General features: G+C 42.1%; 19 protein-coding genes. 13 read left to right on the top strand and 6 right to left on the bottom strand.

From position 1 onward, the window contains the following. Positions 1 to 24: 24 nt before the first annotated feature. From BLR32_RS08980 to BLR32_RS08960, 5 genes are all read left to right on the top strand, one after another. Positions 25 to 3270, top strand: coding sequence for an RHS repeat protein (locus BLR32_RS08980; protein WP_089830791.1), 3246 nt, complete (start codon positions 25 to 27; stop codon positions 3268 to 3270). A 20-nt stretch (positions 3271 to 3290) separates the two neighbouring features. Then, on the top strand, positions 3291 to 7493 hold the full coding sequence (locus BLR32_RS08975) for a DUF6443 domain-containing protein (RefSeq protein WP_089830789.1): 4203 nt from the start codon (positions 3291 to 3293) through the stop codon (positions 7491 to 7493). Positions 7494 to 7505: 12 nt separating this feature from the next. Then, positions 7506 to 8072 carry an SMI1/KNR4 family protein gene (locus BLR32_RS08970; RefSeq protein WP_089830787.1) on the top strand — a complete coding sequence of 189 codons (567 nt, stop codon included), beginning with the start codon at positions 7506 to 7508 and terminating at the stop codon, positions 8070 to 8072. Between the two features lie 302 nt (positions 8073 to 8374). Further along, positions 8375 to 8812 carry an SMI1/KNR4 family protein gene (locus BLR32_RS08965; protein ID WP_089830785.1) on the top strand — a complete coding sequence of 146 codons (438 nt, stop codon included), beginning with the start codon at positions 8375 to 8377 and terminating at the stop codon, positions 8810 to 8812. A gap of 119 nt (positions 8813 to 8931) precedes the next feature. Beyond that, positions 8932 to 9360, top strand: a complete 429-nt coding sequence (locus BLR32_RS08960; protein WP_176842212.1) for an SMI1/KNR4 family protein — start codon at positions 8932 to 8934, stop codon at positions 9358 to 9360. Between the two features lie 135 nt (positions 9361 to 9495). On the opposite strand, the gene BLR32_RS08955 is transcribed toward BLR32_RS08960, so the two are convergent. From BLR32_RS08955 to BLR32_RS08930, 6 genes are all read right to left on the bottom strand, one after another. Continuing rightward, positions 9496 to 10203, bottom strand: coding sequence for a retron system putative HNH endonuclease (locus BLR32_RS08955; RefSeq protein ID WP_089830781.1), 708 nt, complete (start codon positions 10201 to 10203; stop codon positions 9496 to 9498). 8 nt (positions 10204 to 10211) lie between these two features. Then, positions 10212 to 11501, bottom strand: coding sequence for an AAA family ATPase (locus BLR32_RS08950; protein WP_089830780.1), 1290 nt, complete (start codon positions 11499 to 11501; stop codon positions 10212 to 10214). Between the two features lie 180 nt (positions 11502 to 11681). Next, on the bottom strand, positions 11682 to 12215 hold the full coding sequence (locus tag BLR32_RS08945; RefSeq protein WP_089830778.1) for a hypothetical protein: 534 nt from the start codon (positions 12213 to 12215) through the stop codon (positions 11682 to 11684). After that, positions 12206 to 13477: an AAA family ATPase gene (locus tag BLR32_RS08940; protein ID WP_089830776.1), complete on the bottom strand. Its 1272-nt coding sequence runs from the start codon at positions 13475 to 13477 to the stop codon at positions 12206 to 12208. Before BLR32_RS08940 ends, BLR32_RS08945 begins: the two co-directional genes overlap by 10 nt. A gap of 171 nt (positions 13478 to 13648) precedes the next feature. Then, positions 13649 to 14404, bottom strand: coding sequence for an RloB family protein (locus tag BLR32_RS08935; protein ID WP_089830774.1), 756 nt, complete (start codon positions 14402 to 14404; stop codon positions 13649 to 13651). A 3-nt stretch (positions 14405 to 14407) separates the two neighbouring features. After that, positions 14408 to 15661 carry an AAA family ATPase gene (locus tag BLR32_RS08930; RefSeq protein WP_143011406.1) on the bottom strand — a complete coding sequence of 418 codons (1254 nt, stop codon included), beginning with the start codon at positions 15659 to 15661 and terminating at the stop codon, positions 14408 to 14410. Positions 15662 to 15907: 246 nt separating this feature from the next. Between BLR32_RS08930 and BLR32_RS08925 the strand changes: the two genes are divergently transcribed. The 8 genes from BLR32_RS08925 to BLR32_RS08890 all read left to right on the top strand — a co-directional run bounded on the left by BLR32_RS08925 (position 15908) and on the right by BLR32_RS08890 (position 21499). Continuing rightward, positions 15908 to 16900, top strand: a complete 993-nt coding sequence (locus BLR32_RS08925; protein WP_089830771.1) for a nucleotidyltransferase family protein — start codon at positions 15908 to 15910, stop codon at positions 16898 to 16900. A 10-nt stretch (positions 16901 to 16910) separates the two neighbouring features. Continuing rightward, positions 16911 to 17780: an S-4TM family putative pore-forming effector gene (locus tag BLR32_RS08920; RefSeq protein WP_089830769.1), complete on the top strand. Its 870-nt coding sequence runs from the start codon at positions 16911 to 16913 to the stop codon at positions 17778 to 17780. Between the two features lie 38 nt (positions 17781 to 17818). Beyond that, positions 17819 to 18145, top strand: a complete 327-nt coding sequence (locus BLR32_RS08915) for a hypothetical protein (protein WP_089830768.1) — start codon at positions 17819 to 17821, stop codon at positions 18143 to 18145. Between the two features lie 347 nt (positions 18146 to 18492). Further along, entirely contained in the window at positions 18493 to 19137 is a 645-nt protein-coding gene (locus BLR32_RS08910) for a DUF6266 family protein (protein WP_089830766.1), read from the top strand. A gap of 21 nt (positions 19138 to 19158) precedes the next feature. Continuing rightward, positions 19159 to 19791: a DUF6266 family protein gene (locus tag BLR32_RS08905; protein WP_089830764.1), complete on the top strand. Its 633-nt coding sequence runs from the start codon at positions 19159 to 19161 to the stop codon at positions 19789 to 19791. 20 nt (positions 19792 to 19811) lie between these two features. Continuing rightward, positions 19812 to 20288: a MauE/DoxX family redox-associated membrane protein gene (locus BLR32_RS08900; RefSeq protein WP_089830762.1), complete on the top strand. Its 477-nt coding sequence runs from the start codon at positions 19812 to 19814 to the stop codon at positions 20286 to 20288. Between the two features lie 23 nt (positions 20289 to 20311). After that, the gene (locus BLR32_RS08895; protein WP_089830760.1) at positions 20312 to 20578 is read left to right on the top strand and encodes a hypothetical protein; all 267 of its coding nucleotides are present in this window, start codon (positions 20312 to 20314) and stop codon (positions 20576 to 20578) included. A gap of 102 nt (positions 20579 to 20680) precedes the next feature. Next, positions 20681 to 21499 (top strand): hypothetical protein, encoded by an 819-nt coding sequence (locus tag BLR32_RS08890; RefSeq protein WP_089830758.1) that lies wholly within the window; start codon positions 20681 to 20683, stop codon positions 21497 to 21499. Positions 21500 to 22927 lie beyond the last annotated feature (1428 nt).

Genomic DNA, 22927 nt, shown 5'->3' with positions numbered 1-22927 from the left:
TTTTTCCCCAAACAATATATACTTATGTTACGATTACCCCAACAGATCAAAGGCTGGGCAATGCTTTTCATGCTGCTCATCCCTTATCATCTGCTACTGGCACAAAGCTCAACCACTTTCGATCTCACCTCGCCAGCAGCCATTTACGAACCGAGCAAAAAGGCTACAGAAATGGTACGTGTAGCCGATATCCCTGTTTCGTATTATACCGGAAAGCCCGACATCAGCTTTCCACTGTACGAGATCAAGTCTGGAACTTTACTGCACAAAATTTCATTAAACTATTCAGGAGCCGGGGGTATCCTTGTTGAAAGCCAGGGCTCCTGGGCGGGTACGGGTTTTGATGTTACCGTTGGAGGCGCTATTGTACGCACTCCCGTAGGCCGCCCAGACGAGCTTACCACTATGGGCTACAACGACGCAGCAGCCAGCACCGCCCTGCCGCTGTGGAACACCGCAAATCCTACGTCGTGGTTAAACACCCTAACTACCTGCGATAAAAAGAACATCGGCGATGGGAGGCTGGATCTGCTGCCCGATATGTATTATGTTAATTTTGATGGCCAGAGTGCCAAAATATTTTTTGATCGAACTGGTGCTGTATTCTTTACGCCATACAAGCCTTGGAAGTTAACTGGCAGTGTAAGCACTGGTTTTGTCATCACTATTGAAAACGGCACCAGGTACGAGTTTTCAAATATAGAAAGTTCTACTTACGATATAGAAACCTTACCGGGCGATGACGGTAGTAATTTTACCTGTAAAACGGCCTGGTTCCTTAGCCGCATCATATCGCCCAATAGAAAAGATACCATTAAGTTCAACTACACAGCTACCTCATTCAATAATTTTGACGATCTGCCAAGCGAAACAAAGTATACCGCGGTACCCGACCAGCCTACTGGTTGCTTAAACCAGCAGCCACCTAGTGATAATGCCACCAAAACCTATAACCACCAAACTACCAATTCCTTTACCCTAACTTCTGTAGTTTACAAAAGTGGGAAGGTAGAATTCAACAGTGTTAATGATCGTGCTGATATTAACACCGGCGATAAAGCCCGATTAAAAGAAATTAGCTTTTACAATGCAACTGGGCAAACTTATACGCTCATAAAAAAAATAAAGCTGAACCATTTTTACGCAAATGCTGCTGCTACCGATGTGCTAAAGAAAAGACTGTTTTTGGTCAACTTTGTAGATGTAGCCGGTACAGACTCTTTACAAACCAGCTTTAGCTACATTAACCCCGATGGCTTGCCTGCCAGGAACTCTTACAGCCAAGACCACTGGGGCTTTTACAACGGAGCATCAAACAACAGCCTTATACCAGCGCTAACAGATGGGTTTGTAGACTATGCTGGTGCCAACCGCGAATTAGACTCGGCCGCCATGCAATGCGGTTTACTGAATACCATTACCCACCCAACGGGTGGTGTTACTACATTTGAGTATGAGCCTAATCAGTATTCTTTTTTTAAGAACGCTTCGATTTATAGGGCGCAGCATTACGACTCTAGTGCTGTTACCGCAATGGCAACGGCAACTACCATGTCTGGCTCATTACCATCGGTTTACCAAGATACCACAATGGTATATGTGCCCAACGTTCCGGGAGTACTTTCTGTAACTTATTTCCTTACTGGCATTATCCCTACCGATCCGCAGGCTACTGTAGAGATATACGATGCGGCATTTCACCTGATATGGGCATCTGGCAATTCTAACGGTACCACACGTACACAAAACATTTCGTTAAATAAAGGGGCCACCTATTACCTGGTGGCAGAGCGTGTGGGTTTTAACGAAAAGTGTTTTCTTACCTTAAACTATAAGAACTGGAACTATTTTACTGCCCCTGCCTTGTACAGCAAATTGGCAGGAGGCAACAGGTTAAAACGCATCACTACTTTTGATGGCTTTAACCATGCCAACGATCAGGTAGTACGTTTTAAATACCAGTTAAACGACAGCATCACATCGGGCTATCTGCTTGATGAGGCTAAGTATGCAGGCTATTCTTATGTGCCTTATTACTGCACAGGTACCCCAGCCGCAAAAGGCGGCGACTGGATGATGTTTAACCGCTATGGCAATAGCCTGGTAGCATTGGGCCGCACACAGGGAAGCCCTATTGGTTATTCGAGGGTTGTTGCACAATATGGCGAAAATGCAGAAAACGGTTATGAGGAATTTACCTATACGTTGCCAGGCTTTATGGATGCCGGTGGAAGCGGCTATCCGTACATTCCGCGCACCAGCTACGACGAGCTGCGTGGTATGCCATTGGCCAAACGTGTTTACGATGGCAATGGCAGGTTGCTAAAAAGCACCATTAACGAGTGGAACTATAACAACACTGCAGGGCAGCCAAACCTGCGCTGCGTATGGGGTGCCAAATGTGGCGTACAGCGGGTATCTAATACCTTTGTTAACGGCTGCCCTACCGGGCCAGATTGGTCCTTTAATATTGGTATGTACCAACGCTTCCAATTTTGGCCAACCTTGAAATCAAGCACGGATAGCCTTTACGATGTAACAAATGGTACCGGCTTGGGTATTAAAACTTCATATACTTACGACTCTGTATCGGCACAAGTAACCCGTAAAGACGTTACCGGCAGCGATAACATCATAGAAACCACCACCTACAGCTATCCGGCAGATTTTACCGGAACAGCCGTATACGACTCTATGGTGGCCAGAAATATGGTATCGGAAGTCATAGAACAGCGCATTACCAAAGGAGGTGTCCAGATCTATCGGGAGAAAAACAATTTCTCGTTCTTTAGTGGAATGATTGCCCCATCGAGTAAGGAAATGATCAGGGCCGACCAGCCACTGGAAAACAGGCTTACCTTTTCGGCCTACGACTACTGGGGCAATCTTACAGAACAAAGCAAATCAAATGACTTGCGTGAGGTTTACCTATGGGGCTATGGTGGCGAATACCCGGTGGCCAAAATTATAGGGGCCAGCTATTCATCAGTTAGCGGTTTGGTTATACCTGCCAACCTGGATGCGCCTGCCGATGACCAGGCCATACGTACAGAGATTGCCAAAGTACGCAGCGCCCTGGCCGGTAAATCGGCACAGGTATTTACCATAACCTACTCGCCCTATGGCAAAATTACCAGTGAAACCAATGCAGCCGGAGTAACCACCTATTACACCTTTGATGGGCTGGGCAGGCAAACCAGCGTGCGAGACCACAATGGAATGATCATTAAACTGTTTGAACACAAAATAGCTGCATCTATCAACCAATAACCCCAAAACTGTCTTTTAAGATGATAAAGAAAGTTGTGCTCCAAGTGCTAGGGTATACCATGCTTGCATTGGTTATGCATGCACAAAATATCCCAAAACAAAAATTTAGGCCTGCAGCAACGCCAGCAGCCATACCAGCGGCATATACCAATACATGGATAAATTATATCTGTTCCTGGGAACCAAATGTGCCCAGTAACGATACGGCCTACCTGAAAGCTGCAAGCAGAACCGGCGCAGAGGTACGGCAAATTACAGAATACCATGATGGCCTTGGCCGATTGATACAGCGTGTAGAAAAGGGAATTACACCTTCCGGAAAGGACTTTGTAAGTCCTTATGTTTACAACCAGTATGGCCAGGAAGTTTATAAGTATTTGCCATATGCTCCTAAAACGGGCAATACCAGTGATGGAAAATTTAAAACCGATCCTTTTAATGCACAAAGTGCATTCTACAAAGATACCGTACTGAATCCGGCTACGGCTGGAGAAAGCATTTATTATGGCCGCATCCAGTACGAAGCCGCACCTGGTGGGCGGCCCGTAAAGGTGTTTGCACAAGGCAACAATTGGGCGCTGGAAGGTGGCAACAGACCACAGGAAACGCGCTACCAATTTAATACCGTGGCTGATTCTGTACGGCAATACTCGGTATCGGGCATTACCGGAACCCCAACCTCCGGTGGCTATTATGCCGCGGGTACACTGCATAAAGAAACTACAATTAACGAAGAAGGCATGCAAACCATTGAGTTTACAGACAAAATGGGACGCAGTATTTTAAAAAAGATACAGAACTCGTACGCACCCGGAACAGGTCATGTAGGCTGGAACTGTACCTACCAGATTTACAACACCAATGGCAAATTGGCATTTATTCTTAGCCCCAAGCTTATTGATATTATCAAATCTCATTGGTCTGTTACGCCCTACCTCATTGCAGAACTGGGTTATATGTATCGGTACGACCAAAGGGAGCGGGTAATTGTAGAAAAAACTCCAGGTGCCGATTCGGTTGAAATGGTGTACGACAAGCGCGATAGGCTGGTAATTACCAGAACGGGCAACCTGGCAGCAATGGGCATGGCCAAAGCCATTCTTTACGATTCATTGAACCGCATAACAGGCGAAAGCTTATTTTATACTGGTTCCACACGCGAATACATGCAGGCATTGATGGATACCTCTACAGTAGCCAATCCGGCCGTAAGTGTTCCTTTCCTTACCCCTGCGGTTATGGTACCGCAGTACTACATTTATTACGACAATTACAGCTTTACTGGCGCCGCTGCTTATGCAACGGCCGATTTAAGCAATACCCGGGTAGGCAGCAACCCCTATGCAGAAGGCATGCCAGCTGCCCCCAGCACTAAAACCAAAGGGCTGATAACTGGCAAGCGCGTATGGGACAGCAGTAAAAACCGATGGCTTACTACCACCATATATTATAACGACAGGCAACGCGAAATTCAGAAAATAGAGGAAAACTATGGTGGTGGCAAAGACATTACCAATAAAGTGTACGATTTCTCTGGCAAAATGTTGGCCACCTACTTAAAACATAACAATCCGCAGTCTACCATCACACCACAAACTACTGTACATACCCTGTACCATTACGATGATGGTGGCCGCTTAGATTCACTGATTGTAACGCTTAATGACAATGCCGCACTAAAACGCACACTTAGCGTAATGAGCTATAATGAACTGGGCCAGCTGCTAACCGAAAGGCTAAACCCAGGTGCTGCCACGCAGCTGGAAACTTTAGCATACGACTATAACATCCGCAAATGGTTGCGTGCCGTTAACAAAGGTTATGTAAATACGGTGGGTAGTACTTCAAATTGGTTTGGTATGGAGCTTAGCTATGATATTGGCTTTGATAGCAGCGAGTATACTGGAAACGTTGCTGGCATGAAGTTTAAAGGCCGGGGCGACGGCCTTGCCCGGGCCAATGGCTACAGCTACGATGCTGCACAACGCCTGGTTGCGGCTTATTATACCCAGCAAAACAACGGCAGTACCAGTTGGGCACAAAACCTAATGGATTTTTCGGTAAGCGGCATAACATATGATAATAACGGGAACATCCAAAGCATGCGGCAAAGGGGCATGGATGGCATGGTGATAAAAACCATAGACAGTTTGGATTACGAATACGTGCCTTACAGCAACAGCTTGTATTATGTTACCGATAAGGTTAATAACCCAAGTTCCAGGCTGGGCGATTTTACAGAGATCTGGAACAACAACTTTCAAGACTATTGGTATGACCGGAATGGCAATATAGCTAAAGACAAGAACAAGGATATAGATACCATCATATATGACCACAACAACCTCCCGGTTTATTACAAAGTAAAAAGCCGTGGCGATGTATACCTGGTACGTGGTGGCGATGGCAGGCAGTTGGCCAAGGTTGTAACCGATACCAGTAATACCTACCGTACGGTGCTAACCCAGTATGCCAATGGATTCATTTACCTTAATGGAAATGCTGATCCTAACCAACCTGGCTACGATACCCTTCAAAGCATTGCGCACGAGCGGGGCCGTATAAGGGCCATTTACAAAAGCAACCAGCCGGTACAGTTTACTTTTGATTATTTCCTAAAAAACCATACCGGCGGCGTGGAGATGGTACTCGGCACAAGGTCTGATACGGCCTTGTATGCGGCCACAATGGAGACCGCCGCGAGTGCCGCAGAGAATACCTTGTTTGCCAATATTGATGCCACCCGGACGGCCAAACCAGTTTCTTATCCTACAGACAATACCACAAACCCTAATGACTACGTTGCGCTAACGAATGGGGCAACCGGGCAAAAAACTGGCCCTTCGTTGGTATTGAGGGTAATGGCTGGCGATTCTATTACCATATCTTCAAAAGCCTATTACCAAAGTTCGTCGGCAACCAGTTCTGTAAACACTGCCCAGGCCATAGTAACGTCTTTTTTAAATGCCATGACCGGGGTGAGCTTGGCCGATGGCATACACCAAGCTACAGGCAGCAATAGCCCATTAGCCCTGTTCGACGGCAGTATTTACTCTGGCATCAAAAACCTTGACCCCAATCAAAACCAGGCGGCACAACCCAAGGCCTATTTGAATTTTGTTACGTTCGACGACCAGTTTAACCTGGTTAATGAAAATTCGGGCGTACGACAGGTACAAGGAAGCACCGGCCAGCTCATCAACCTGGTGGTAAACAAAATGGCCGTTAAGAAAACTGGCTTTATATACATCTACTCCAGCAACGAAAGTGCAGTAGATGTTTATTTTGACAACTTAATTGTTACGCACAATGCAGGGCCACTGCTAGAAGAACATCATTACTATCCTTTTGGCCTTGAAATGGCAGGCATAAGCGCCAAAGCTTTAAAGAAGAGCTATATTTCCAATAATTACCTGTTTCATGGCAAAAAGCTTGAAACAGGCGAATTTGGCGACGGATGGAGTGCCAATGTGTACGATTTTGGAGCCCGTTTATACGATCCGCAAATAGGCAGGTTTCACTCTCCAGATCCGCACGGGCTTAAGTACGCCTGGGTATCGCAATTCAACTTCGCGTTTAACAATCCGATCAACGTTATAGATCCGGATGGTAAAGACGCTAAGCCCATTGCAGGCGGCGTGAAATATACCGGAGTAGATGCCATAGCCTTATATCAGGACATTCGAAAAACAATAAAATCAGGTGCGAAACTCGTTTTACACTATGTTTATGAATCGGAAACCAAGAACATCTACAAAAACACTATGAATGCTTTAGCAAAAGGTTACTCAATGCTTTTGACTTATGACTCTGATAAAAATGCAGCCAACCGAAACAGATATCTGGCAAAAAAAGGATATACTGGAGATGTAAAGCCAGTAAAAGGCGTTTCATCGATAGATGAGTATCCATACGCGATGACTAAAGAAGGAGGATATAAAAATGGAAGATATGCCGAAACTATGGTAGTTCCTAAAGGGGAACAGGACATACAAGGTGGAAAATTAGGCAGTCTGGTATCGGTAAATAATTTACAGACCGGGGATCGGATATTGGTAATTCCAATTGGCGACAATTCTCAGCCGGATACTTCTCCGGTAGCGGAAGAAGATGTATTTCCAATGTTTAAAATTCTGGAAACTCTCCTGCAGCGTTTTGCGCCTCCAATAATTCCACCTATTATTACACCTCAACCAAGTACGTTGAACCCTGGATTCCTTTAAAATATAGTGAATATGCAGTTAACACCTATTTTAGACAAGCTGAGCCAGATATTCAGTTCACAGCAATCAATCGCCTTCGGGCGCCTTCAGGATGGGCTTTCTCAGGCCGAAATTGCGGAGCGAGAGAGAGACTTAAACCTTACATTTCCGACAGTTGTGTTTGAACTTTTTGGATGGAAAAATGGGATGGGGGTTTCAGATGATCTGACAATTGCACAGTCATTGCTTTTTCCCGATGGCATTTTTGAATCGCTGGATGGTTGTATAGAGACCTATAAAATCTACACACATGCGGGTGATTGGAATTTAAAGTATTTTCCAATCTTATCGGCAGGGGGTGGTGACTATCTGTTGATGAACTGCGATCCTGACGATGTACTGTTTGGTTACTTGTATTTATACTCTGTGCCAGTGCACGGAAAGGAACTGTACGTTCGTTACAAATCACTTTCAGAACTATTTCAGGGAGTTCTGGAGTGTTTCCAGGCTAACGCTTATTGGTTCGATGATGGTGCATTACAGGAGGACTTTGACATTGCCGATCCGATTTTGGCAAAATATGAAATCCCGGAAGAGTAACTGGGCAGGACAAACGATTTGATTACTTTATTAGCCCGCACGGTGGTGCGGGCTGATTTTTCGTGTATTAACATCGAGTTAAGAAATTTTTTGAAGGGCATACAATATATTACAAACGCAGTTCACAATCCAATTACCAATCTTCATATCTTACTTATCGCAGAGCTGTAAACAGGTACTTTGCGCTGAGATACTTATTTAAACTTAACGGTTCGGAAATTAACTGTATACTCCTATATGGTTACTATCATGGCCCGCCACAATGCGGGCCATTCTTTAAATTCCGGACAGAAAACTATCGTATGAACGAGCATATCACCAAATACATTCAAGACCTTACCTTAAATTCGTCCATCGACGGTACGAAATTCTCGGAAATCATCGACAGTATCGATTGCAATTTTCCCGACGACTATTTGGACTTTCTGCGTGAAACCAATGGAGGCGTAGGATTTATTCGGGATGGGAAATATGTACACTTCTGGCGTGCGGAAGAATTAATTAAGTTCAACGATGGTTTCGATGAATTTTTACCTGACTTCTTTCTGATTGGATCAGATGGCGGCGGCACAGGTTTCGCTATACGGAGAAAAGAAGGCACCTTTGTTTCTTTTCCTTTTATAGGCGCCGATGAGGATACTATAGAAAATGTCGGAAAAGTTTTCAGAGAATTTTTGGCTTATTTGTCATTGCCTTGGAAAGAAGACGATGAGGATGAGTATGAGCAGCAAGATTATTGACGATCTGCTTTTTTCATAATCCAAATCTATCCGCTTTTGGTAATAAATTACAGGCGGCCTTGCTTCAGTATATGGAAAATCTATTTTTAAAACTATCAAACAGTCGACATATTCCAAACATGGACGCAGAAATCAGCTATTTAATGCATGAATTCGATAAAAATGACGCTCTGGATGAGCAGCTGTTTACAACAGCGATCAAAGCCATAGACTGCAAGTTTCCACCAGGATATCAAGAGTTTATGCGCGAGCACAATGGCGGCGAAGGTAGTATTCTTGATGGGCAATGGCTAGTACTGTGGCCTGTAGAGGAACTTCAAAAAAATAACGAAATGTATAACGTGCCGGAATTTGCTCCCGGATTATTTCTGATCGGCTCCAATGGTGGTGGCCTTGCATTTGGCATTAATAAGTCAAAAGAAACCTTCATTCAGGTAGACATGTACGCCATTGCCGACGAAGAGGCAGAAGATATTGGAACAAATTTTAAAGAATTTTTAACTAGCCTAACCAAATTTGCTGATGGCACTGATGGGTATGAGGAATAGGTTTTTACTGATCATTAACATGGTTGTTAAGATGATATCTGGTAGGCCTTTTGCAAATTACTGATGTAATCAATTTTAACGTAGAGTACCTGTCAAAGAAAAAACCGGGCATGTCCGTCCGGTTTTTTTATTGTCCTATTGTGCGCCTAAAATTCTGGCAATAACGATGAGCAGATATTGCCTATAAGGCCTGGAATTGTCTGCAACAATTGCGGCAAACTGCGCTTTCCAAAAGTCTTTTTTCTGCTGTTTAGTTTGCAGGTTAAGCAAATTCATGGCCGCTACAATTCCATTAAGGTAATCCTGACTGCGGGAAGTTTTTAAATCAGAGTGATTGAGATTTAATGTATCGATAAATGCCTCCACCTGCTTGTTTATATTATCCTTTAAACCAACTCTTGGCAGTATAGTACCATCCGGATTAGCAGTAAAATAAGCGTTGTTTGTATTTTGAGCTAAGTTTACATCGTTATTTTCTAAAAAAATGAAAGGAGTTATTGGTAAACTACCTTTGTCCCTGTCGCAATGGTCGCGTCCTGTCAACGGATCTTTATTTGGTGTTTTACAAACCGCTACCAAATTGGTATAACAGGTTGAGCGCTCTTTATTGTATTGTTTGGGCATTACGTGCTCTACTGATGAATCTTTTTCAACGATATAACGCTGGCAATAAGCACATAGGTTATGCTGTTCTGCAAGTAAATACTGCTTTACTTCTTTGATATTGCAAGCAGTTGCGTCCCTTCCATAATCATAAGTTCTGCGCGGATCAGGATCTACGGGAACCGTAAACCAGTTTTCCCACTCATCAGGAGGTTTAACACCTTTCTTTATGTATTGCATAGCTGGGATTATTGATTTAGAATATCTTGCATATCGATTAGCGCTGTAGCCTTTTGAATATCAATATCATCTTTGCCAAGCAATTCAACCAATAGATTATACTCTGTAGTATACTCGTCTTTTCTTTTTTCTAAGATGAGGTTAAACAGTCGGTCCAATCTATCCTGTGTGGGTTTGTGGCGGTCTGCGGCACCTAAAATGTTTCTCAGAACATTATTTATCTGCCTGCCAAAATATTCGGTATTACTGCGTTCAATACAATTGCCGCTAATTACGTACAAGGTGCCATTTTGGAAATTTGCAACTACCGTAGGGCTATGTGTGGTTATGAAAAACTGAACGCCGGGGAAAAGCCGTTGTAATACCGCTATGGCTTTGGCTTGCCATCTTGGATGTAAATGAAGATCTATTTCGTCAATGGTAACAACACCTGTAACCTGATTGAAATTTGCCAAAGGCAACCATGGATTTAACTGAGAGGCGCGCCAAACCAAATCTATAATCAGATAAATCATGTTCCGAAATCCATCAGAGTAATACTCTAATGGCAGGTCATGTTCGCTGTCATACCGCACGAATAATTGATTGTCAAAATCAGGATCGGGATATATACGCAATTTCTGATCTTCCGGAACACCCAGCGCATAACTCAGCACATCTTTAACCGCATGTTCAACGTTTTCTAAAATTACATCGGTATCGTCAATTTCGTTTGCATATTTTGATGCCCGCCTCACTATGGCATTAAACAGCCAATCTTCAAGCACGGTCTTAATTGAGGTTTCTTTGAGACAAAGCAGATATCCGTTCATCCTGCCTGCCGCCGCATCATACTTCTGCTTTTCTGATACATTAGAATCTTTAAACAGACGTTGTGTAGAATAGTAAGCTATGAGCGGAGCAATATGCCTGTCTGCTGGGTCTTGAAAATATTCATCGAAGTAATGTTTACTGAATGCGGCAAGGGGGGCATTTCCTTTCGAATCATTTGCTTTTGATTCGCTGCGCATGGTTCTGGACCAGCCTGCCCCTGGAATATCCTTTGAACGTGCTGCCACGGTGGCCTCTGGTGTTCTTACGCGATCAGCAATACGAATTTCATCAAAATAAATAGCACGCTGATATTTGCTGTTACGCAAAGGGTAGAAAAAGCCACCAACGGCTACATTGATTGCTTCAAGGATTGAAGTTTTGCCGCTGCCGTTCGTTCCTACAAACAGGTTTACCCCCGGTTCAAAGTCAACAGACAGTGATATGAAATTTTTAAAGTTTTTGACGGCTAAATGATCAATCCTCATATTCGTATGCTTTTTGTTAAAATTGGCTAATCAAAATGATTGGCTAATATTAAAATTGCACATCAAATGTAATGCTAATTTGTCTATCTATTAGGATTTAAGAACAAATAATAATTATATACAATAGGTTAATTCATTTTACAAACGTATTGGTTGCTGCTGTGAAGTTCCGAAGTTGATCTAGATGTCGATTTCTTGTTTTACAATCAGCTCACCTTTAAAGCCGTAGGTCAAACTCAAATTTTGGAAGTCTTGTTTAGGATGCATGGTGTTCGTGTTCAATGCCGGTTGTAAACTGTTACAGATGTATGCATTTACCTCTTGGTAATTGGCTATATCATTGTGATTCTCTTCATAAAGTCTAATAGCACTTAAAATTTGCTTGGTAGCATTGCCAATCCATTTGCCACCACCTTGAGCCTCTTTAAGTTCAACAAAATCCAGCTTATTGTTATGGTTCATCATCCCATCACAAAGCTTTTCCAGATACTTTCCATCAGGGTTAGGTTCTGGAATTGGGATTTTGAGTGCGTGATCTAATCCATAAAAATCTACGTGATGATTATTAGGATTGTTAACAATGCCTATCCAGGGTTCAGTTCGATCTTCATTTATGTATGAAGGTTCTCTTATTGGATGTGGTTTATCGCATAAACCAAATTGTTCATTACTGGAATGTGTATGAAGCGTGTCGTTAAAAAAGTTTACCGGCATTTGTTTTCTATACGTAATAGCTGTGAATATTGTTCATTCGATTGCTCTAACATCTCGTTAAGGTAGTTCTCATCAGATGGTAATCCGTTCTGTTTACCCAATTCTAAAATATTACCTTCATCGTCCATTTCATATATAGACAGTTGCTCTGAATTGATAATAGATGCCCTTGGAACGATTTTTTCAATCTCATCAAGAAGTTCTGTTTTTCCGCATTGTTCAATGATACCGTAAACATAGTTTGCCTTTACTGCCAACATTAAGTCGTTTATAACATAAGGGCTATGCGTAGTCATGATCAATTTGTTGCCCGTGCTCATGTTATTAAACTCCAGAAGGCTTTTTAATATTTCCCATTGGGAACTTGGAAAAAGATTTTGCTCTGGTTCTTCTACAATATTAATGAATGCTGTTTTATTATACTTTGCTGCTGCAACCGAAAGTGCCGACCTGCGCTGTTCTTCAGTAAGCGTTACATTTGCATGTATCGCCGCCACCTCTCGCCTAAAGCGTATCTGCTCTTCACTGCTCATTTGCTCTCTATTTTCAGAAGAGATCTTAACTGAATTTGCAAAATAACGGGATATTAAGTAAAGAGGAACCAAAGATTGAATACCGCTAGACGCCTCATGTAAATATATGCTATAATCATATCCCGCTAGGTTAACACTTTTTTGAGCCTCGTCATAAACCAGATATAAATTGTTGATTGGCAGTTTAACACGATCATTCATAGCTTGTGTTGCTATAAGGAATTGTGTAACGAGTTCTATGAGAGAACCGGGTAGGGTTTTATTTCGGCGGAAATCCTGCGAATAACTAGACACATTCCGTTCTGCCGGATGATACATAATTTGAGGCAAATGGTAACCTTGCCTATTGTTTTTCGTTATCGCAAACTGTCCATTTATAAATTTCATGGAATATGAATATCCCTCATATTCTATTTCAGTTTGTGGATTGTTTTCGGTTGAGCTGAATAGATCATCCGTATTACCTTTAAAATACCTCGAAATATTGTGATACTCCAGATATTCACCTAGTATGTAACGACCCGTGAAATATTCGGGTGTATAATCGCCGCGAGTGAGTGCCTTCTCCATCCATGTAAAGGTAGAAATTAGCTTAGCCAGCGTACTTTTTCCTGTACCCTGGTTTCCAATAAAAACTGTAACCTTATTAATATCGATCCAGCCGCCATTATCACTATTACGCAATCCTCCCTTTATTGGCCCAAAATTTCTAACTCTGATCTTACTCATTATCTACATGATAGTTTGAATCCTACTAGAATAAATAAAATTCATCTAATATGATAATCTTATGCTCAAAGTTAGTCAAATTAAATCACATGGTTAACACATAGCCACTAAGGTTGAACCGCACTAGATGTCACTTTACGAACCTTTTGGTGACGCGTATTAAATTGTAAACTACAGCCCACCATTTGCCAGCAATTCCGTTACCAGCGTATGAACCAAAGTACAAGGGTTACGCTCATAAAAAGTAGTATTGCCGTTATGGTAAGCGGCCAAAGTAGCGGCCCTGTGCAAAGCTTCATTGGTTTTCCCTTTTAGCAACGGCAGGATGTGTGTATAAAATGCATTTAGGTGCTTAAAGCTGTCCTTATAGCCAAACTTAGGGTGCTTTATAATAGCATCTAAGGCTGCATCTCTAGGCTGAATTGCCTTAAAAATTTCAGTAAGCCGTTCATAAATGTAATCTCGATGCACAGGCTGGCCTGGTGCAATCTCTTCGAAATGGAGCAGTATCCAAAGTTCAAACGCATCATTGCTCCAGGCCAGCTTCAAACCGGCAGTAGAAGCCGTTTGTATTGCCAAATCCCATGCGGTGTTTTTGGCCGGTTGCACCATTGCCAAATCAGCATGCTCAAAATCACGGTCATAAACACACCAGATATTTTCGGTTCTGTCATCCTTGATTCGGTAGCCGTTCTCTGCAAATTCAATCAAGCCGTCTTTTTTGCATTGTGTTACGGTTGCCTCAAGGTTCAGTTTGCCTTTTCTCTGGTTAGGGATCGCATTAATTTTTAAATTGTCATTTTGAAAGGAACGAAAATAAACCGGTTCACTTACTGCATCCTCACAAAAGATGATATACAGATTGATAGTATCTTCCTTTCTTGCATCATCAGTTTTTACATCCCAGGGGTTGATATGTCCGGCCATACTTTATTTTTCTGATTCCTCAAGATAGTTACCAAGAATGGGCAGTGCGCCGTAGGCTCCACTCAGATATTGCCGCGCAAAATCAGCATTGTTACGTATTCCTTTCAGATCGGCAAGAGAATATAGCTTTGTATCTTCGAGTAAGGTTTTTTCAGCAAAATAAAACTGGTCACGCCGCATGTAATCCGGGTTCATTAAATTGGTATCATGGCTAGTGAACAGCAGCTGGGCATTTGCTTTGTTGATTGTTGAATCCTGGAACAAGCAAATCAGCTTTTTCAGCAATGAAGGATGAAAATTATTATCTATCTCATCTGATACGAACAGGCCACCTCTTTCAAATTTAGCAATCAGCTTACCTATATATCTGTAATATTTCTTGCTTCCCTGAGATTCATGCCTATCCAGGTTTAGTCTTCGCCGATCTGTGATATTGCCCTTACTGTCATAAACATTTTTATAGAGAAAAATGCGAGGACGTCGTTTTTCATCGTCAGGCTTTTCTATTTCAATATCCTCATAGTTCATCCCTGCCCGCTTTAACCATGTAAGCACTAAATCCTTTTGACCTTCAGTTAGTAATCTGTCGGTATCACCATCTTCAGCCTGGGCATTGATTCTCTGATGAAAGAAATAAGGATAGCGTGTATGGCCCTCAAAGCTGACTTGTAACTTAAAATAATCACGAATGGCCCGAGACACCTTTCCGTCATAGGATGAACAAAAAGTAAGGAAAAGCGAATCGTTTCTTAATTTATCGGAAGGGAGCGAAGTTCCCTCCGGAAACCATTCTCCGTTTACTTCAACACTTGATCCAGATCGTTTAAAATAGAAAGTTTCATTTTTGGACGCAGGACCAAACAACCATTCAGCAGCTATTTTGCCTCGATCGCCTATTGTAAAGCCATATCTGTACTTTACTCCTTCTATAATCAATATGGTTTGGAAGAATCCCAAATTTTCCATTCTCTCTGATGAGAACAAAAAAGGCTGCATCGTCATATGCGCCAGATCATCAACTTCTATAGAACTGATGATTACACCGCTGAAAAATTGGAGGGCCTCAATAATATTGGACTTTCCACTTCCATTTGCACCATAAATGGCAGCTATTTTTAAATACCTGGCCCCGTCAAAGTCGATCAAGTTTTTTTCATCAACGGTTTTGTCTTCTGACACCAATCCGGTTGCCTTAAAACTGAGGGTTTGCATTCTATTGAAAGACCGATAGTTAGATATGCTGAATTCTACGATCATATACGCATTGATTTTTTCATAGTCATACTCTACGCCCAAATGTACCCTACTTTTTGCGAATTCGCAAATTTTGAGCAAATAATAATTTTTTATTCCGATAATTTTACGAGCTTCGCTTCGATTTGCAGAAATAACGCAAATACAGGGATAATTTTACGGGAAACCGTAATTTCTGGTTGTCGGCAGATCTTGTGATGCAGTTAGCATACAAAAAATAAAATATGTATTCAACAGTAAATTAACATTATGGCAAAAACAGTAGGCACAGCATTTAGCCTATTCTTGACGAATTTTGTAAGAATAGACAAAGATCGTAATGATGTAGCAAAGGCCAGCAAGGGAAACCTTCTGGCAGAAATAGAGCGGTTTCCCGATGATGGCAGGTTTTTTAAACTTTATCCGGGCATGTCCTTTATAGATTACGGGTCGTATTCCCGTAAAACCAAAATTAGAGAGCTGGATGACATTGACCTTATGATTGTTATGAATGCAGAGGGTAACTACCGCCAAGAACTTTGGGGCGGCGGTTATCAGGTACGACTGCGTAATTGGGGAACGCGCCAGGATGGCATGGTAAACCCCGGAACAGATATAGTCAATTCAATTAAGGTAGTAAACAGGTTTAAGGACTACCTGAAAGGTGTCTCTTCGTATGAAAAAGCAGACATCAAAAGAAATCAGGAAGCAGCAACGCTGAAACTCAAATCATATGAGTGGGTATACGATATTGTACCTTGCTTCCAGACTGTTCCGATTAACGGAGATACTTTTTTCCTGATACCTGACGGTAAAGGCAATTGGAAACCTACCGATCCAAGGATAGACAAGGAACGTACAGCTCGCATCCATAGTCAGCAAGCCATCTCGGTTTTAGACATGATTCGGCTGATGAAGTACTGGACAAAACGCCGAACTGCTGCTACTATGGGCTCATATTTCCTGGAATGTCTGATCTTGGATTACTATGAGCGTAATACAAGTGGAACGGACATAGCAGTGGAACTAAGAAACCTGTTTGCATTTATCTTTCAACGGGTGCATCAAGCACTGCTTGATCCGAAGGGATACCAGGGCGATCTGAATACATTGAACTTGGATGAGCGCAATTCTATACAAAGCAGGGCAAGCCTGGACTATAATAGGGCCAATGATGCTATAAACCTAAAGAGCCAGGGGCGGGACGACCTGGCTATAGCAAAGTGGATAGAAGTTTTTGGACCAGATTTTCCGACATATTAACCAACAAATAATGGATACAATATTTACCAGACAAAACGAACAAAAGAACATTGACTTGCTTTGCGCACAGCGGCAATTGTACACTGAAGCCAAAGAAGGGTATTTGTGGCAAATTTGGTTGACATGTCCAGTAGCTATCTTTCTGGGGCTTTTGAAGTTAATATTAAGTATTTGGCACATTGATATCAATGGCATTGTTATTTTTTGCACAATCGTGGTTGCTATGACAGATTTGCTTTTGCTGATCTATGTAATTAATGATAATAAAAAGAAAGCGGCCAAGGTGCAGGAAGAGTTTGACTGTACAGTTTATCCGCTTTCCTGGAATGAAGATTTTGTGGCAAGTAAAAATAGTACAGCTGTCGTTACCAAATATTCGAACCGCTACAAAAAGAGAGTAGCAGATTTGAACAATTTATACGATTGGTATCCAATAGAGCTTGCAAAGTATGAAGGCAACAAATTGATACTACATTGTCAGAAGGTCAATATGATATATGATAAAGAAATCAGACAGAGGTTTAGGGTTCTAGCCCTAAAGGTATCTATTATTCCACTTGTCGTATTGTTGCTGGCATCAGTTTTAATAAACCCGACTATGCAAACGGCTCTGGTGATGATTGCGGTATTTTTACCCCTGCTTTGGATTGGAATTAAGACGAGTATAGATCAAAAAAAGTCTATTAGTTATTCCGAGGAAACAGAAACCATCATTAACCGCCTGCTAAAAACTGAAGATCCAGGTGAAAAGTCAATCCGGTCGGTTCAGGACAGGATTTATAACAACAGGATAGGAAGTGTTTTTATACCAGATGGTTATTACATAAAGGTGCGCGATGAACTTGAAAAAGAAATGCACGATAACGCTGAACGTGCTTAGCATCATACATAGTTTTTAAATCAAAATCAATAATACAAATGGAAATTATCATTCACACTAAAAGCGGCAAGGCGAACCCGCTTTATGAAAGTATCAACAAGAAGATCGACGACAAGGTACTAAAAACGTGGGAGATCAGGAAGGACTCAGACAGCAATACCCATTATAATCATGTACCTGATCAATGGAGCGACCGGGCAATGCTGAAGCCCTATGCTGATCCTAATGGGCTTAAATTAGTGATATCCTGGTGGTCGAAGAAAGATGAACCAGACGAAGCAACGAAAGGATATATTATCGGAAGATTTACTGAAATACTGATGGCTCATTTTAGAGACCAATTCATTCATTTAGAGATTAGGTAACACCTATTCCAAACCTATGAAAAAAAGCAATAATTACCTGTGGATCACCCAAAGCCGTACATAAGCCTGTACGGCTTTTCTTTTTATCACTCATTTTGGACATCCATCCCTACACTTACCACACCCGGAATATTATTAAGCGTGACAACACACATCAGTGTGTCTGCTTTAACTTTACATCAGCATCCGGACAAAAGCATCCGGTAAATTATATCCCTATCGCCTGGACGTTAAAGATCCATTGATCATCCATTGATCGCCCCTTGATCGGTTGCAAACGATCAACCTACGACCAATCTACGGTCAAACTATGGTTTACAGCCCTCACATTTTTAAAACCTTATTTTATGGGAAAGTATTTTAAAGGCATCTTAGGGCCCTTTAGTGGGCTCGTTGGCACTGTTGTAGGTGCCGTTTGGAATGGCATCTACGTGATGCGTAGCCGCCCAATTAAAAGCAATAAGCCTTCAACCGATGCACAGCTGAATACCCAATTCAGGCTGGCACTGGTAACCGGCTTTTTAAAGCGCATTAAATTTCTGGTCAATAAGGGTTATCAGCAATTTAATGATGGTATTACACCTATGAACGCCGCTACGGCCTACCACCTTAAAAACGCGGTAACAGGCACAAGTGTGTTAAACTATGCCATTGATTATGAAAAGGTTGTATTTAGTCAAGGTAACCTGTTGCTTGCCGCCAATGCACAGGCAACTATAGCAACAGCCGCTCGAGTGAACTTTAGCTGGACAAACGATGCGCCCATGGACAGTACCGGCGGTACAGATCGTGCAACTTTTCTGGTTTATAATCTGGAAAAGGACAAGTTCGTTACCCTGGTTGGGCCTGTTGCCAGATCGGCAGAAGCCTATGTACTACAGGTACCGCCAGACTTTTCGGGCGATGCTGTACACTGCTGGATTTCTTTCGTGAGCAGCGATGGCAAGGATGTTTCGAACAGTGTTTATGTTGGTGAGTTCACGATACTTTAAATTCCACCTAAACTTTTCACAATGGCCAGATTAAAAAAGGGCCTTTTAGGCCCCATTTCCGGCGCTATCGGCACGGTAGAGGGATATGAACTGAAAGGGCAGTTTATCCTCCGTTCCAAGCGCAATAAACCAGACAAGCCGCCAACTGAAAAGCAGCTGGCATGTAGGGCAAAGATGAGGCTTGTAAACTCAGTACTGTCACATTGTAAGGCGTTTATTGAGCTGGGTTATGCAGAAGTAGTGAAGATCCAAACGTACAATGCCTACAATGCTGCCGTGGCCTACAACATGCAGCACGCCATTATCGGCATTTATCCTAACTATGAAATAGCCTATAGCCAGTTAAAGCTGGCTGCGGGTACAATAGATACGGAGGGGCTTAGCCCTTCCGTATCCTTACAGGGCAATACCTTAACCTTTAGCTGGGCGGCTGCAAGCGCGTATCCGAGCAGTACAGACCATGTACTACTACTGGCCTATGCACCGCAGCTAAAGCAGGCAGTATTTAACCTGTGCGGGGCCAAACGCAGAGCAGCAGCAGAAACCCTAACCCTGCCGCAAAGCTGGCAAGCCACCCCAATGCACTGCTATATTGCCTTTAGGGCAGAAACCGGTGATGATTGTACAGATAGTATTTACTTAGGAGCACTATAACCCAATTCATTTATACCACTATGAGCGGCAAGAAGCAACAGCGCATTCATAAACTGATGCTAGAAATGATTTGCTGGGCCTATTTTATCCTGTTTGCATATGCAGCCTGTAGCAAGTTATTTGCATACGATAAGTTTTTGATTACCATGAGCAAGAGCGCTATGCTAACACCCTACGCTGGCCTGCTGGCATGGGCAGTGCCTTTAACAGAAATAGTGCTGGCATTGCTATTAATGTTTCATCGGTTCAGGCAGATAGCCCTTTATGGCTCCTTTAGCCTGATGATCATGTTTAGCACTTACATTGTACTGGTACTGTATTTTACGCCCGAAGTGCCTTGTGGCTGCGGAGCAGCCATAGAAGCAATAGGCTGGAAATGGCATTTGGTACTGAATATCTTTTTTATGGCCCTGGCTGCCACGGGGCTGATCATAAAACATTCTATTGATCAATATGAATCGGGGCCATTGCCGAAAACCCCGCACCAAACAGAGTAGGCATCACTTTTAATATTTACAACATGAAAAAAATAATGTTGGTGGCTATGGCCTTTGTGCTGATAGCCGGTGGAACCTACGCGGTTCAGCAAACAAAGGCACCAGCACCTAAACCTGAAATTGTTTATACCTATTACCTTGAGGGCGACTGTAGCAATGCTATTGAATGTAGCCCAGACTATGAAGGTGTTATTTGCGAACAGTTATTTGAAGGTTTAATTGTTTACAGCCAACCTGGATGTGAGGCTGTGCATCAAACCAGCAATATCATTGGTAAAAGACAACCTTGATTGACGTTACAGGGGAGCATTGCTCCCCTCTTTTAGCCAATCTAAACCGCCTCAACGTCATCCGCAACTTGTTTCAGGATCTCCGAACTATAAAAGAAACTTATGAAACAACTTTACATTACCCTAACGCTGTTATTTACATTAAGCATTGCCGCTGTTGTTGCTCTTTACCTGATGCAACCGGCCCCGGTAAAAAACGGGTTTATACGCAGGCCGATCTACAAGGCGCAGCAATTGCAGCAACTGAAACTGGAATTCAATCATTGGTACATCAGTAGAATAGATCATAACCGCCGCATTTATTTAGGAAATTACAAAGCCCGGCTTAGTTTATTTAGTTGCAGCTACAGTTTGCAGGATACCACATACCAGAAACTAAGCTTTCCGGATAGCAGCAGGTTAAAACTGGAACTATTGAAAAGCGAAATGCCGAAAAAAATAGAGCCAAGTAGCGACAACTTTAGTACTGACGGTTTTTTGTGCTTAGATGAGGCCACCGGCCATATGGTTTATACCTATTATTACCGGAATGTTTTTGTCTATTTGAATCGGGATTTGAATACGCTATTCACCGGAATGTTGATAGACACAAATACTGTAGGTAAAATAAAGCTGGGTACCTATAAAGCCAATGGTAAAACTATTCGTACCATGGCCCAACCTGCACTTGTCATCAATAAACGCGGATTTACGGATGGCAAATGGTATTATAACCATGCGGCCTTGGCTGGCGATAATGAGCTATTGAATGATTTTAATAAACATGAGGTGATTGATGTTTACCGGCTTTCTGATAGCCGTTATAGCCACAGCATATACCTACCCAAACATCCCGAAAAGAAGCTGACGGATTTTATTGTGCGGGGCGATAAGTTGGTTGCTTTGTATGAGAACTACCTGGTTACTTACATTTTGACGTAGAATCACATATGCAACACAAACTTCACCAGGAAACCGATACAGAATAGTCCTGTGATGTGCATTAGTAACAAGAAAATCGTACCGACTATGTACCAGGGTTGCGCTTTTAGTTGCAGCTTCTCAATTTTTATAGACAATAATAGAAACACTATTGCAGAATAAGCGAAGGCATACCAAAGCCTTTTGAGGGAGTGCGTACCCATAGTTCTATTGATATTTGGAACCTCCGAAATTGAGTTAATGGTGTAAATGTTCGTTTGCAGCTCTTTCAAGCACCAATAGCTTATTATTGTAAATCCAATCAAAAACTGTAGTATATGATAAAATATTAAAGTGGAATCATAACCAAAGTTCCACCACCATTCGACTAGTTTACTCCTCCATTTATACGTAGATCTATCTTTGAATCTCTGATATTCTATGTCAATGTCCCGATGTCTGCCCCGATGTCCTCTGTCAGAATAATATGTTAGTATGTTTTCATACATGGAGCAATACTCTTCATAGTAGACGTCATGGTGATCATTGTCTATCAGAATATCAAACTTGGCGGGTAATTTCAATTTTGAGATATCAGTAGCTCTCAAGTCAATTGATACAGTCTGTCCATCGGTCATATCTGGTATATCTCTGGTCAAATCAAGTTTATCTTCGATTGTTACATTATTAAAGCGTAGCTTGTTGGGCATAGGATTGATGTATAAACTTGAGCCCTTTCTGAATGTTGTGTTCGCAAAACTATATTCCCTAACGAGTTGCGGAGAATTAAAAGATGTCACAATGACTTGACCTTGGAATATAGAAAAATCCATATATAGTGTATCAAGACTACGGTCTTCTATAAAAACTGACTTCGGGAAAAAGGAATTGGTAAAATACATTTTATTTATACCCGTGAGTTGTAGAACAACATTACCGCTAAAAATACATTTATGAACATTTAAAGGTCCAAGCATTGTTACATTAGATAGCCTGAAATCTCCTATTCTCTGTCTTAAAGAGATTGCTTGGCACGTAGTGTCTTTAAGGCCAATATTGATTTGGCAAATGCACTGGAGCCAAGGTAGAAAAACGAAAACACTCGAAAGGATAAATTTCATACTAGTGACGTTGCACTCATGTATAAAAGGTAACATCTACAATCTTTCAATCTTACTTGCCCTCTCTGTCGTTCCGACATCTCTCCCAGGGAGAGAGAGGAAATTGCTATGCTCCGGAAAATTCCCCTATTTTGTTAATAATTTGTCTATTCTAGCGGGATGCAGTAAATTAGTATTGAAGCTGTTTGTTAGCACGCATTGCTTTTTTATAGCAGGGACAATTAGAATTTAATAAGCTTGGTTATTAACCCAACTCGATTACAGCTGCGCATCCATAACCCAATGCGCTGAAATTTATATCGTCGCTATTATCGGCTCCGCCTAACCT

The organism is Chitinophaga filiformis (assembly GCF_900102545.1).
GTDB lineage: Bacteria > Bacteroidota > Bacteroidia > Chitinophagales > Chitinophagaceae > Chitinophaga > Chitinophaga filiformis.
The sequence above is the reverse complement of the archived record's forward strand: the minus strand, read 5'-3'. Positions and strand labels throughout refer to the sequence as shown.